Annotated in this window: 13 protein-coding genes; 7 read left to right on the forward strand and 6 right to left on the reverse strand. The window is 57.2% G+C overall.

All coding sequences use genetic code 11. From position 1 onward, the window contains the following. The first annotated feature begins 941 nt into the window (after window positions 1-941). Genes QA648_RS28365 through QA648_RS28375 form a run of 3 tightly spaced genes read left to right on the forward strand, consistent with a single transcriptional unit; the run spans window position 942 to window position 4601 of the window. Window positions 942-1706, forward strand: coding sequence for a hypothetical protein (locus QA648_RS28365; protein ID WP_283051960.1), 765 nt, complete (start codon window positions 942-944; stop codon window positions 1704-1706). Window positions 1707-1718: 12 nt separating this feature from the next. Beyond that, window positions 1719-3968, forward strand: coding sequence for an integrase (locus tag QA648_RS28370; RefSeq protein WP_283052191.1), 2250 nt, complete (start codon window positions 1719-1721; stop codon window positions 3966-3968). Window positions 3969-3980: 12 nt separating this feature from the next. Then, window positions 3981-4601 carry a TniB family NTP-binding protein gene (locus QA648_RS28375; RefSeq protein WP_283052192.1) on the forward strand — a complete coding sequence of 207 codons (621 nt, stop codon included), beginning with the start codon at window positions 3981-3983 and terminating at the stop codon, window positions 4599-4601. Window positions 4602-4765: 164 nt separating this feature from the next. Here QA648_RS28375 and QA648_RS28380 read toward each other — a convergent pair whose 3' ends face one another. Further along, complete coding sequence (locus tag QA648_RS28380) at window positions 4766-5629, reverse strand: IS701 family transposase (RefSeq protein ID WP_283052195.1); 864 nt, start codon at window positions 5627-5629, stop codon at window positions 4766-4768. Continuing rightward, window positions 5626-5952 (reverse strand): transposase, encoded by a 327-nt coding sequence (locus QA648_RS28385; protein WP_283052197.1) that lies wholly within the window; start codon window positions 5950-5952, stop codon window positions 5626-5628. Before QA648_RS28385 ends, QA648_RS28380 begins: the two co-directional genes overlap by 4 nt. A gap of 83 nt (window positions 5953-6035) precedes the next feature. On the opposite strand from QA648_RS28385, the gene QA648_RS28390 reads away from it, so the two are divergent. From QA648_RS28390 to QA648_RS28400, 3 genes are all read left to right on the forward strand, one after another. Further along, window positions 6036-6515, forward strand: coding sequence for a hypothetical protein (locus QA648_RS28390; RefSeq protein ID WP_283052199.1), 480 nt, complete (start codon window positions 6036-6038; stop codon window positions 6513-6515). A gap of 1 nt (window position 6516) precedes the next feature. After that, a complete protein-coding gene (locus tag QA648_RS28395) occupies window positions 6517-8316 on the forward strand; it encodes a TniQ family protein (RefSeq protein WP_283052200.1) in 1800 nt (599 codons plus the stop codon). A gap of 367 nt (window positions 8317-8683) precedes the next feature. Further along, entirely contained in the window at window positions 8684-8830 is a 147-nt protein-coding gene (locus tag QA648_RS28400; RefSeq protein ID WP_260304280.1) for a hypothetical protein, read from the forward strand. A gap of 90 nt (window positions 8831-8920) precedes the next feature. Here QA648_RS28400 and QA648_RS28405 read toward each other — a convergent pair whose 3' ends face one another. After that, window positions 8921-9067 carry a DUF1127 domain-containing protein gene (locus QA648_RS28405; RefSeq protein WP_260304281.1) on the reverse strand — a complete coding sequence of 49 codons (147 nt, stop codon included), beginning with the start codon at window positions 9065-9067 and terminating at the stop codon, window positions 8921-8923. Window positions 9068-9470: 403 nt separating this feature from the next. Between QA648_RS28405 and QA648_RS28410 the strand changes: the two genes are divergently transcribed. Then, entirely contained in the window at window positions 9471-9797 is a 327-nt protein-coding gene (locus QA648_RS28410) for a DUF6665 family protein (protein WP_283052202.1), read from the forward strand. An 88-nt stretch (window positions 9798-9885) separates the two neighbouring features. Here QA648_RS28410 and ugpC read toward each other — a convergent pair whose 3' ends face one another. From ugpC to QA648_RS28425, 3 genes are read right to left on the reverse strand one after another with little or no spacing between them, the layout of a single operon-like run. After that, the gene (gene ugpC, locus QA648_RS28415) at window positions 9886-10941 is read right to left on the reverse strand and encodes a sn-glycerol-3-phosphate ABC transporter ATP-binding protein UgpC (protein WP_283052204.1); all 1056 of its coding nucleotides are present in this window, start codon (window positions 10939-10941) and stop codon (window positions 9886-9888) included. 28 nt (window positions 10942-10969) lie between these two features. Beyond that, window positions 10970-11824: a sugar phosphate isomerase/epimerase gene (locus QA648_RS28420; protein ID WP_283052206.1), complete on the reverse strand. Its 855-nt coding sequence runs from the start codon at window positions 11822-11824 to the stop codon at window positions 10970-10972. Between the two features lie 41 nt (window positions 11825-11865). Further along, window positions 11866-13107 carry an ROK family transcriptional regulator gene (locus QA648_RS28425; protein ID WP_283054294.1) on the reverse strand — a complete coding sequence of 414 codons (1242 nt, stop codon included), beginning with the start codon at window positions 13105-13107 and terminating at the stop codon, window positions 11866-11868. Window positions 13108-13121: the final 14 nt, after the last annotated feature.

Here is a 13121-nt window from a genome sequence, read left to right on the forward strand (position 1 = left end):
CGCTCGTCGCAAAGCGGCGTCTGTTAACCATAAATTAGGAAATCTATTAAAATTCTTGGTAAACGTCCCGGAATGGTGCACCTTCTTGCGCGTTGCAAGCGCTCGGAGGGCGTTGACGTGTCAGAGGTACGAATATCCCGTTAATCGCGGGAGGTATCGAACGGCAGGCTTAGTTGGCCGCCCCATGGGCGATATTGAAATCCGCCCCTCTCCCGCTGTCGATCATGAAGCTGATCACTCAGCCGGAGGCTTGCTATGACCATCATGAAAAATGACCCGATCGTCAGAACAATAACCGACGTCCTGTTCTCTGCATTGCAGGCGATAGGTCGCCGGATATTGGCAGTTCTTCTTTAGCTATTAGCTGAGAATCTGCGCATCTAGACATGGTTCGAAGCGGCATTTTCCACGTGAAGGGGCTGTGGTCATCGAATTTTTGAGCCATGTAGAAGCCAGACAACAAAGGTCGGTATCAACACCATGGCAGAACATGCTGCGACTAGCAACTCAACAATTCCCTCCGTTGGTGCATCCGAGCGGACGGGCTTTCCGCACATGTCGTTGCGCAAGGACCAGGCTTCCGAACCCATTTGGAAGTTCGAGCGCGTAGCGAGTACCTCTTCGTAGATGGCGGGCGCTCGCTCGTGATCCCTGCCATATCGGAGCTCATAGAGTCGCTTCGGCCCAAATAAATCCCGACAGGAGCTTCCCTTCGAATTGCCCGAGCTTTTGGTGCCGCCAAAGGCAACGGCTAAGCTATGCGTACGAATAGGAGCTTCAGGCATGAAAAGCATACAGGGCTATCGCTGAAGGTCTCTGACCTGACGCTACCCGCAGGCCGTCTGAACCTCTGACGTCCCAGTCCTTCGATATTCCCACGCGGGCGCAGTCGTGTCCGCGAACGGACACCCATGTCTTACAAGCGCAAAATGGAGTTCCGAATGCGCCCCGAACACTTCATCAAGCAACATATGCTTAATCGCCGAAACGGCGTCGAGGTGGACTTCAGTGTTCCGGAAACGACCGTCTGGGCGAATCCGACGCTGCCTCCCCGCTATGGGCCGGTACTTCCGTCGCTTGGCAACCGCAAGCCATCTCCGAAATCGCCGCTCAACTACCGTGGCAATCAGCCGAACCTCGACGGCGAACGCATGATGTATTTCGAGAGCTCCGTTGAGCAAAAGGCTGGGCGCATCTTTCGCGCATCTCCTGATGTCAAGGAACTGCGAGAGCAGTGGCCGACAGTTGAATACGTCGGCGCCGATGGCCAGCGGCACAAACATACGTTCGATTACTGGGTCCGGCGTCCGAATGGCAAGCGCGTAGCGATCGCTGCCAAACCGTTTGAAAAACTTGTAAGGCTCGGCACCTTGCGCATTCTACGGCAAATCAAGCGGATGGGCATTCCCGAGTATGCCGACTCCATCAGCGTCGTCACGGAGTCGTTCGCAAACGACGACGATGATGCCAATGCAGGTTGGATCCTCGTATCCCGTGAGAAATACAATGAAGACGAGTACCTCGCGGCGCGCGCGCTTGTAGCCAGCATCACAGGCGCCGTCCGCTTCTGGGATCTGCTTCGCGGGGCTCCCATCCCTGGCCATCGCCGCACGGCAATCTGGAACCTCATCGACGAGGGTCTTCTGCGCCCACTTGAACCGGGTCGCATCACCGATGTCTCACTTCTTGTCTCTGGCAAAAACTAGCGAGGTCATGCCATGAACCAGCTCGTCTCCCCCACGAATGGCTTCCGTAGGTCCATTCCGATCTATCACTACGGTCAGAATGATCGGATCACCATCGACGACAACCGTCACATGACGGTCGTCAACCAGAACACGGACGGCACCGTCCTGAAGGACGCCAACGGGCTCCACGAACGCTTTTCACATGAGCAGATCTATCTGATGACGGCCGAACGCCGCATCAAGGTCGATCGCGATTACCACAGCCTCGAAAACTCGGTCTTTGCGCTGAAGTATGGAAACCTGAAAATCTCCGACTTCGCCGACCACAAGGTTCAGAAGGGGCTATGGCTGGAAAGCCTGATCCAAGAATATATTCGTTTCGAGGAGATTGGGAAGAAGCACCCGGTTCTTCAGGCAAAAGGCTTCAAGCAGCGCAAGGTTAGCCTGGGCGTGAAATGCCTGAAGTTTCTCCTGCCCATCCTGAAATCCGTCGTGGTAGAGCGGTGGAGCGAGGCGAACGGTGGAAAGGAGGTATCATACAAACTTCCCAGCCCACGACACTTCCGCCGGCTCCACGATGTTTACATCGAAAGCAATTGCGATCCGCTCGCTCTCGTAAGTCTCAAGACCGGCCCGAAATCGCGCACGCTCTGCCATCCGGACGACCTTAAGCTCTGGCTCGAATATTCCTGCCTTTATGCTGACCGCAAGCGTCCGTCGATGCGCGAATGCTACCTATCGCTGGTAGCTCGGATCGATGAAGTGAACGAGGAACGCTCCGGTACCGGTCAGCGACTTCATCATAAACCATCGCGAAAATGCTTCGAGAAGCTCATCAAGGAAATGGGCGCGTATTACCTGATGGCGAAACGTCACGGCGAGGAGTATGCGCGGCGGAAATATGCGATCGTCCACGGCGGCCTAATGATCGAGCGTCCTGGCCAAATCGTCGAGATGGACGAGTGGAAGGTCAACCTTGCAGTTCTCCTCACCCACCTCCGCGTATGGCAGTTGCTCTCTGAGAAAGAACGCGAGGCAGTAAGTCGTGCTCGAGTCTGGCTCACCGTCGCAATTGACCGCGCGACCAAGTGTATCCTGGCCATGCACTTCAGTCGCCATGCCCCCTCCTCTCGGTCTTCGCTCGCGGCCCTGGAAATGGTTGTCTCCGACAAGACACTAATTTCGTCGGTCGTCGGCGCTGGCGATCTCTGGGAATACGGGCTCACACCGGAAACGATTTCTACGGATGCTGGTGCCGCGTTCACCAGCAGCGACTTCCGCGCGGGCGTCGCAGCGCTCCGTTGCACGCAGGTGTTTCCGCCAAGCGGAAAGCCAGCAGCGCGCGGAACGATCGAATCCTTCTTCCGGACCTGTGAACTCCGATTCATGCATTACTTCGAGGGCCGCACCTTTGCCAACATCCTCGAAAAAGGCAAAACGGATCCGCACAGTTATGCGTCCATGAACCTGGACGAATTCAATCGCGTCTTCGTGCGGGCAATCATCGACATCTATCACAATACCCCACATTGGGGGTTAGGGTACGAAACGCCCGCCAACGCATGGCGTCGTCTTTCACGCGACTGCTCAATTTTGCCGCCGATTGATCCGGGCGATCGTTGCAAGATCTTCGGCACCGAGCTTGAGCGGACCATCACTGACAAGGGTGTCGCATCCACGGGAATCCACTACGACCACACGGATCTGCAACGGCTGCGTTTCGAGCAGCAAGCTATTCCGCACGCTCCAGCACCAAAGGTCAAAATTCGCGTTAGTCGCCTGGATCTAAGTTCTATCTTTTTCAAGAAGGGGAACGAATGGGTCGAAGCGAAGGCAGTCATTGGCATTCCCGTTGGCACTACCATCTTCGAATGGGTGGCTGCCCGAAAGGACTGGAACGAGAACAACAACGCAAACACCAAGGCAAAGCTATCTACGTTGCTGGCAGGCGTCCGCGACGTACGCGCGGCCGGGACGACCGCCGCCCTTTCAGCCGGTCTGGGTGTCGATAGGCTCGTAGCCGCCAATTACGATCAGATCGAGCGCGAATACTTCAAGACCGCGATCGTCGACGATCTCAACGATCCGGTCCGCGAGCTGGTGGCGCTCGCAATTCCACACAATCCCCTCGACGTCGGGGTCGAGGCCTTTGATCACATCTTCGCAAGTGAGGATGTGTTGCCCGAGCGTGAGGAGGTGCACCTCCCCGAGGACGATTCCGCGTTCGCAATCATCAAGCCGGACGATGCCGACGACGGCATCTTTTTCGAAAATCTGTAAGGAGTAACCACCTTGTCTACCAGCAATTACCCCGAATACTTTCGCGAGGCCGCCCAGGCTGTGTTCGACAGCCTTGATGCGGAACGGCAGCGCCGCGTCGAAATCCTGGGCCGCATGAACGCGGCCTATATCGGCACTCCTCGTGACGCGCTTCTTGACTTGGCCTTCGACAGCCTGCTCGAAAACGTGGCATCTGCACTGTTTGGCAAAGCCGCCAAACGCCGCGCGATTTTCATTGTAGGTGAAAGCGGAAGCGGGAAGACCACGGCGGTCGAACGACATATCGCGAAGCGCCCGCAGTTCGCACCCCGTGTTGCAGCCGATGGCACGAAGGTACGCCCCTTCGTCTTCTTCGAGCCACCAAAGCCTTTGACACTCAAGGGATTGGCCCGATCAGGCCTTGCGGCACTGAACTATCCGATCACCACCGCGCGGATCACGGAACAGGAGTTGTTCGATCTATGGAAGGAACAGTTGCGAGAAAATCGCGTGCTCTTCCTCTGGATCGATGAAATGCAACATGTACTGCGCGGTAATACTACCAAGGAGATTCAAAACGTTGCGGACGTTCTGAAGAGCCTGGTGCAGATCGAAGGTTGGCCATTGCATCTCATCCTAATACTACAGTTGTAAATGACCTCGTTTTCTATAGTGGGCGAGCATGGCCTGCGCCTGATGGTTTCGTCGCCAGAGAGACCAGGCGAGAATGAATCCCCGCTTTGCGGGCTTTCGCATGATCAGCCGAGCGATGAGCGTGCGGATTTCGGCGACGGTGGGGATGAGCCTGATCTTGCGCGTCAGGCAGCGATTTTCGGATTTGGACTCGTTTCGTTCGGTTTGCCGCAGGCCGAACGGCGTAGATCGGCGCCGAGCTTGGCGAGGAAGGCCGCGGCCGCCATGACGAGCGTCATGTGGCGATGCCAGCCATGCCAGGAGCGCGCCTCGCAATGGTCAAGGCCGAGATCGTCCTTGGCGCGCTGGAAGCATTCCTCGATCGTCCAGCGCAATCCTGCCGCGCCGGCCAGTTCCGCAAGCGTAGCCTCGGCGGGTGCAAAAACCAGATAGTAGCTGAGGGCGCGCGGATCCGTTCGGCTTTTGCGGATGAGGACATAGCGGGCATAGCCTTCCTCGACGACATAAGGCAGCGCAATCCGGGCCCAGTCGTAGAGACGCAATCCTTTGGCGCCTTCGCCGGCAGGACAAGCAGTCCAGGCCGCAACGGGCAGTTCCTCGGCCATCTCTTTCGGGTCCGTCTGCAGCAGCCCCTGATCGGTCAGCATTCGCAAGGTATGGTTGGAGCGCACCGCAAGCACATAAGGCTGTCGGCGCTCCTCGAGCATGCGGCGCGTCTGGTAATCGCCGCCATAGGCCGCATCGGCCAGAACCCAGGCGCACGGCACGCCGCGATCAAGCGCCTGTGCCAGCATGGCGCGCGCCATTGCTGGCTTGGTCAAGAATTCCGTCTCCTGTGGAATCCCGGCCGCCTTGCGCCGCGCCTGGTCTTTCGCCCACGCCTCCGGCAGATAGAGCCGTCGGTCGATCAGCGTCTGGCCAAAGCGGCTGGCATAGGCGACAAACACGCCGATCTGGCAGCTCTCGATCCGGCCGGCGGTGCCCGAATATTGCCGCGCCACCCCGACCGAATGGGTGCCTTTCTTCAAAAACCGGTTTCGTCCACCACCAGCACGCCCGATCGATCGCCGAGCGCCTCCATGGCGTAATCGCAAACGATGTCACGCAACCGGTCCGCATCCCATTGCGAGCGCCCCAGCAGGGCCTGGATTCGCCACGGGCGCCCAAGGCCGGCCTGCTCGGAAAGAAGCCAGCCCGTCTTGCGCTCAATCCCCGATAAAAGCCCGTCGATAAATGCCCCGCAGCCCTCCCGCGCCTCAGAACGTCGGAACACCACGCCAAGACGCGCCTTCAGCACCGACAGTTCCCCTTCCCAGGAAATCCCCGAACCCGACCATTCCGAAACAGACATGCCGCAGCCCCTTCAAAAAACTCCTTGAAGAGAATCATGATTTGCTCCCATTTACAACTGTAGTACTAAGCGGTGTACCTGCTTTGGCGCAGTTCGTCCATCAGTTCTCGGACACCGACAGACAACTGAAGGAGCGAAGCAATCTCGTTGAGTTACGGCCGATGGCGTATCCGGCGGACGGAGCGATCGTCAGGAAGATCGTCCTGAAGATTGTCACAGAGGACGCAGGTCTTGCCGCCAACGGCCTTGATTCCGAGGAGTTCATCCATCGCCTTATGCATGCCTGCAATGGCGCCTTCGGGTCCACGATCCAACTCGTGCGAGGTGCATGCGAACATGCTCTTCGAACTAAATCGGATTCCGTTGGTCTCGGTCACTTCGCGGCCACTTATGCTCTTGCGAGCGGCTGCCGCCCCCCGGCGAACGTGTTCGTGTCGGAGAACTGGCGAAACATTGTTCCCGATAACTCTTTGGGCGACCTTCTTGCGCGCGCCTTGCTGAAGTCTGCCGAGACGGCGGCAAAATTCACCTCAAAAACAACAGGACGGAAACGCGGGAATTGATATGGCTCATACTCTCATCATTGAAGATTCTGAATCATTGCCGGACTTTGTGTCCCGCTATGCGCGCTTTCGTGGCGTTCCATTGGTGGATTTCATGCGGCACACGGGGACACGGGTTTGGAGGAACAAGGGGTTTGAGTTGGCAGTGACCCGCCTCGCAAAGATCAGCGGAAACGATCCTAGGGTCCTTGCTGCGCATTCATATCGCTTTCAGCCCAGCAGACTGCTCAGCTTCCTCGGGCAGACCGTCGACCCAAAGGTGATGTATCGAAAAGCAGCGCGATATTGCCCCCATTGCGTAATTGAGGACGTAAACACCTATGGCTCGAACAAGTTTGCGCGGCTGCATTGTCGTGCGGCATGGCTAAATCCCGTTCTGACGGTATGTCCGAAACATGACATTGCGATTGCAACAAGTTCCACAGCATACCACAACTATAGGTGCCCCGATTTCACTGGCGCGCTAGCGGATAATTGGAAGGAGGTAGTCGATGCCGCCAACAACGCAGCAGCTGTTCCATCAACGGGATCAGATCGATACTTCTCAGACCGATTAAATGGGCAAGCCGTTCATAATGAGGTACTGGACGATTTGCCTTACTATGGCGCACTCGCGATATGTGAAATCGTCGGAGCGACGGAGCTAAAACGGCCCTATGGCGGCCGTCACCATATCCTTACGGCGGCTTCGAGAGAGCCAGTCCAACATGGGTTCGAAATCCTCCAATCTGGCTATTCCGGCTTGCGCCGGTGGCTCGACACTATCGATGAGCGAGGCATCAAATGGAACAACAACAGCGTTGGAGTACGGCTCTATGGGCCTTTGTATAGTTACCTGAAATATCGTGTTGACGATCCTGAGTTTGCGCCAATCGTGTCTTTCGTCCGTGATCACGCTGTCCGTGCTCAAAAGATTGGTCCCGAAAACGACTTTCTTGGCCAAAAAGGCTTTGGACGGTTCCACAGCACTCGTAGCGCTGCCGCACAGCACGGCATTCCCAGAGAAATAATTTGCAGAAAGCTTAAAGCTGCCGGTGTCCAAGGCGAAATCGCACTAGGCAGTGGCGTTCGGACTTTGATCGATGTGAAGCAGATGGACGAGTTTGCGGCGCGGCTGAAAGATTCTGTATCGAAAATCTACGTGCAGGAGCGTCTGGGCGTATCCGAACCGACCATCGATCGGTTGCGGGAAGCAGGCCTCCTCACGGTAACAAAGCTAACAAGCCATCCCCGCGCGAGAAGCCACTACTCTTCCATGCAGATCGAAACGCTCATCGGCCGCCTGGAGGAACTTGCTCGAACGAGCGGTGATAGAGACGCGACGGTCCCCCTCTCAAAGTGCGCGCACTTCATGACCATCGCTGGAATGATTGTACACGCACTAAAAGGCGATCTTACATTGGGGATCAAGAAGGAGGGTCACGAAGCGACCACCGTTTTACACTTTGTCGTCGACCCACGCGAGGTCGCTCGGCTAGCCCCTAAAGTTATAGTACCCGACCATCACTATTCCTGCTTTGCCACCCTTAATCGGATGGCAGTGTCTGCCGACACGGTCCGTTCACTTGGTGAACTTGGCGTGCTGAAGGCGCTCGAATACACGGATCAGGGAGCGGTGCACACTGCCTATTCGATGGCATCCATCCGGACTTTTCTGCTCCATCACATCTCGTTCCGCAGATTGGCAGGGTCTAAGTCACGCTGGGAAACGACAGAGCGCCGGGTTTCTGGCATCAAGCCAGTCTTCGATTTCGGAGGTGTCGAGCGCATTTATCGAAAGTCAGATCTCGGCTTCAATTAGCTCATAGTCGGTACAATCCCAGCTCTTCAAACCCGCTTCGGCGGGTTTTTTAGTGCCTTTTGCTCTGAGCGCCAAACCTCGCTGTGACTCTTTTTAGGCGCCAAGTGGTCCGCTTTCTCGGTTAAGATCGAATTGGGGTACTGAAATCCCTGGCTTTTCTCAGAAAACGTGACATTTCTGACGAACCCACGCACTGTGAGGCGCGACTTTACGCGGAAAGATACGTGCTACCTGACAAGCGGAGCCGCTACCGCCATCGCGTTCGGTTTCGCAATGGGTTGCTCTTGGGTGCCTTACAGTTCTATCTATGGACCCATGGATTTGGAGCGAAAGAGAAGCTTGGATAATGCCCGATAGCCGAGGTCAAATGAACGACAATGTCATCAAATTTCGAAGACCTAAGCCGCCCAAGACACCGCGCCCCGGTCTACGCAAGTTGCTTGTCATCCTCGTCGTGATTGCGATTTTCGTTGCCGCCTGGGGATATTTCCAACTTTTCGGCCAGCCGGTCTAATGAGAATACGGCCATCCTTATAAAGCAAAACGCCCGCTGTATGAGAGCGGGCGTTCAAACATCGCACTGTCACCGTGCGAGAATTCAATATTACCGTGCGAGTGCTTCGCGAGCGATGCGCTGGATGTCCGAGCGCTCGATACCGAGATCGTTGAGCCTGCGGTTCGACATGCGACCGAGTTCCGATACGGTCCGGCGATACTTGCGCCAGTTGTTGAAGGAATGCGCTACGTTCATGTTCATCCCCTTTCTGCGGGTTTGGAAAAGCGGCTGCCATCCGGGCGCCGCCGTGTTTTCGATGATTGAAATATAAGACTCGCCCTCGCCGGTTAACAGAGCCGTTCGGTCAATACACCATTGCAATGAGCGCATATCTTTAAGACGGCCGCATATTTTTTAGACGATAAAGATGGGGAATCGCGCTTGGCGCGATGGCCGGATCGCGATTATTGATCGAAACGCTTCGCAAATTTGAAACTGCGGGCCAAATTTTGCCTGCACACTTACGACATTTGAATAGTCGATATGCGATTGCGGCATACCTGCCACGACATAGCACCGGTGAACCATACAAGCCTGGCCTATCGATCTCCCGGACATGATCGGTTAACATCATCGCAGAGCAAAAGGATACCCATCCATGAGCCTTCGTCCGCCGCAATCTCTGAGGCAGTTCAATTCGAGTGGCGGCTTCAATGTTCTCGAATACGAACTCATGTCCGAACGCGCCGCTTCTCTTGGTCGCAACGGCCTGAAGGTAGAGTCCGCGCTTGCGGAGTTGCGGGCATGGGACGCAACCCGCCACAGCGACGCGGACCGCGAGAACCTTATCAACAAGGCTTCCGACGCCGTGTGGGCCTTCTTCATCCAGCGCGAAATCTGCGGCCTGCGAAACGGTCGCGACATCATACAACGTTACGCGATCCCCAACGAGGTGCTCGCAAAGGTCGGCGTTATCCGCCGGTGAAGCCGGGCAGAATCTTCGACATCAGCACCATAGGCGCAGCCTCTCGTGCAGGCAGCATTGCCTCAAACTTCCGCCTGCACAGGCCAGATCATCGGACGCGACTGTGGCCTATGTTCACACCGGCATCGTCGAAGAGATGGATTGCTGACATGTCGGGCGAAACCCGCAATGTCTCTCCCGGCCTGGCACGAATACGTTCGCGGAAAACGCAGGTGATGGTCTGTTCGCCCAGTTTGGCAATGATCAGCGTTTCCGATCCGGTAGGCTCCAGCACGACGATGCTGATGTCGATGCCCTGGGGATCGAGATGGATGTTTTCCGGGCGGATGCCGTAGGTGACGGCATTTTCGGGTTTTTTGAGCGTCGGCAGCAGGATTCCGTCGGCCGTCCGAAAACCCTCCTGCGTCATCGTGCCCTTGATAAAGTTCATCGCCGGGGAGCCGATGAAGCCGGCGACAAAGAGATTGCTCGGCTGATCGTAGAGATCGAGCGGTGAGCCCATCTGCTCGATCTTGCCGTCCTTCATGACGACAATCTTGTCGGCCATGGTCATCGCCTCGATCTGATCGTGCGTCACGTAGATCGTCGTCGTCTTCAGGCGTTGATGCAGTTCCTTGATTTCCGAACGCATCTGGACGCGCAGCTTCGCGTCGAGGTTCGACAATGGCTCGTCGAAGAGGAACACCGCCGGATCGCGCACGATGGCGCGACCCATGGCGACACGCTGGCGCTGGCCGCCGGAGAGCTGTTTCGGATAGCGTTCAAGCAGGCTCTCCAGGCCAAGAATGCGCGCCGCCCGATCGACCCTCGTCTTGATGTCCGGCCGCGGCATGCGCTTCAGCCGCAGGGAAAAGCCCATGTTCTGCGCTACCGTCATGTGCGGATAGAGCGCGTAATTCTGGAAGACCATCGCGATGTCGCGATCCTTTGGCGGTAAGTCGTTGACGACATGCGTCCCGATCTGGATCGCTCCCGACGTGATGCCTTCGAGGCCGGCAATCATTCGAAGCAGCGTGGACTTGCCGCAGCCGGATGGGCCGACCAGAACGACGAATTCGCCGTTCTCAATCTCCATCGAAACGCCCTTGATGGCTTTGAAGGCGCCGTAATCCTTGCGCGCATTGTTGACCGATACATTCGCCATTGCTTCCTCCCCTTCCCTGGGCGCAGCTTCAGATCGATTTCAGCGCATTGCGCAGGAAGCTCAAGCCAAGCCGCTCGCCTTCCTTGCGAGCGGAAAGATCCTTGCCCGGCCAACCATAAGCAGCATCCTCATGCTCGATCGAGAGCGTGCCGTCGAAGCCATAGGACATTGCCTGGCGCAGGAACTTGTCCCAATCGAGCATGCCCTTGCCGGGCAGCTTATATTGCCACCAGCCCTTGCCATGATAGCCGACGGCCTGCTGCCGCTCGGGGTCGATGGCGGTATCTTTTGCGTGCAGGACGGCGATCCGATCCCTGACGCCGGCAAGGGCTGCGAAAGGATCAACACCGATGCGTAGCAGATGCGATGGATCGAATTCCAAGCCGAAGCGCGGGCTCCTGATTTTTTCGAAAAGCTGCTGCCATCCATGGGGCGTGGTGCCGATGAAATTATCCTTCGGGCCGGGCCAGTTCTCGATCGCAAATGTCAGACCGCTCGCCTCCGTCGCCTCAATCAGCGCGTTCGCATGGTCTGCGAAATTGTCGTAATTCTCCTCCTCGCTCGCATCGTCGTTGCGGCCAGGAAAAATGACGAAGATCGGCACTTTCGCCTCGCCGACCGCATGGGCGAATTCCAGAGTGCTGCGGCGCAATTCGGCCCGGTGGCCTATGTCGGCGTCTAGCTGATTGCCAGTCAAGGTGATCGAGGCGACGAACAGGCCGCGATCCCTGGCGACGGTTACGACGTCGGCGACACGATCCGGCGTCTTGATATGGCCGCGGACGTCGATCTCGATCGCATCGAATCCTGCCTCTTTCGCGAAATCGGCAACCTCCTCAAAAGGGCGATCGTTGAATGTCGATGTGTAAAAGCCGATCTTCACTGAATTCCTCCCACTTCAAATCGAATGACATTAGGATCTCTTCATGTGGCGTGCAGGCGGTCCATGATTTGCAGAGGCGAGCGCGTACGCTGTTGCGGATTGGCCGAACCGAGCATCAAGGCCGCCGCCGTCGGCATCGCCGCGCCGCCGAGGGCAGCCGCATCCTCCGTCAGCGAGGCGCGATGAATGGAAGGCAAGTTCGGGTCCGAGGTCTGCAGATGTTCGTTCACATAGCGCAGAAGCTCGTCGGTCATGCGCACCGGCAGGCGTCCGCCGACGATCACCGCATCGGGATCGACGATCAGGCCGATATGGATCACCGCTTCGGCAAGGTGAACGCTCATCTGCTTCAGCCAAGACGAAACCAGCTTGCGTCCGCGTGCATCGAGCGCCAACAAATCCTGCGGCCTGCTGACCTCTATGCCGTGCTTGGCAAGGTGGTCATAAAGGAAGAACAGCGAGAAGATCTCGCCGAGAGGCTGCACTTTCGCCCCCTTCGGATCATTCGGATCGGCGATCGGCAGCCAGCCGATTTCGCCGCTCAATCCCATGGCGCCGCGATGGCCGATCCCGTCGAGCACAAGCCCGCCACCGGGGCAGGCGTTGATGGCGATATAGAAGAAACTGCGGCTTTCGGCGCCAAGTCCGTAGTCCAGCTCCGCCATTGCCGCGGCATTGGCTTCGTTGTCGATGAAGATCGGGTGATCGGTGATGGCTTCGATCGCTTTGCGGACATCGAAAGTCGTCCATTGCGCATAATCGTCCGGTCGGCCCAGCACAGGAATTTCGCCGAGCCAATCGGGAACGGCAAGGCCGATGCCGGCGATGCGGGCGTCGTCGACGAGCTTGCTGCGCTGGAAATGCGAGATGGCATCCGCCGTCAGCTCGACAAACTCGGCCGGAAGAATGAAGCGCTTCTCATGATGCACCCTCCCCCTGACGTTTCCGACCGCATCGACCGCAAGAATGGTCAGATGATCGCGGTCGATATTCACGCCGATCGAGAAACAGGCGTCGGGATTGATCTCGAGCTCGATTGCCGGCTGCCCGCGCAGCCCATGGCGGCGGCGTGCCTCTATCACCAGACCTTCATCCAGCAGCCGGTCGACGATGCGCGCGATCGCCGGCTTCGTGAATCCGGTCTGCCGGGCAATCTCAGCCCGGGAGATCGGCGCCTGCCGATGAATGCAGCGCAGGATGACGGCGCGGTTGTGTTCGCCGGCATCCTCGACATTGGCGCCGGTCAGGTCAAAGAAATTATGGGCATCGTCGAATTGTCGCATCGTCAAAGCAGCCT

It is taken from the genome of Rhizobium sp. CB3171, from assembly GCF_029714265.1.
Taxonomy (GTDB): Bacteria; Pseudomonadota; Alphaproteobacteria; order Rhizobiales; family Rhizobiaceae; genus Rhizobium.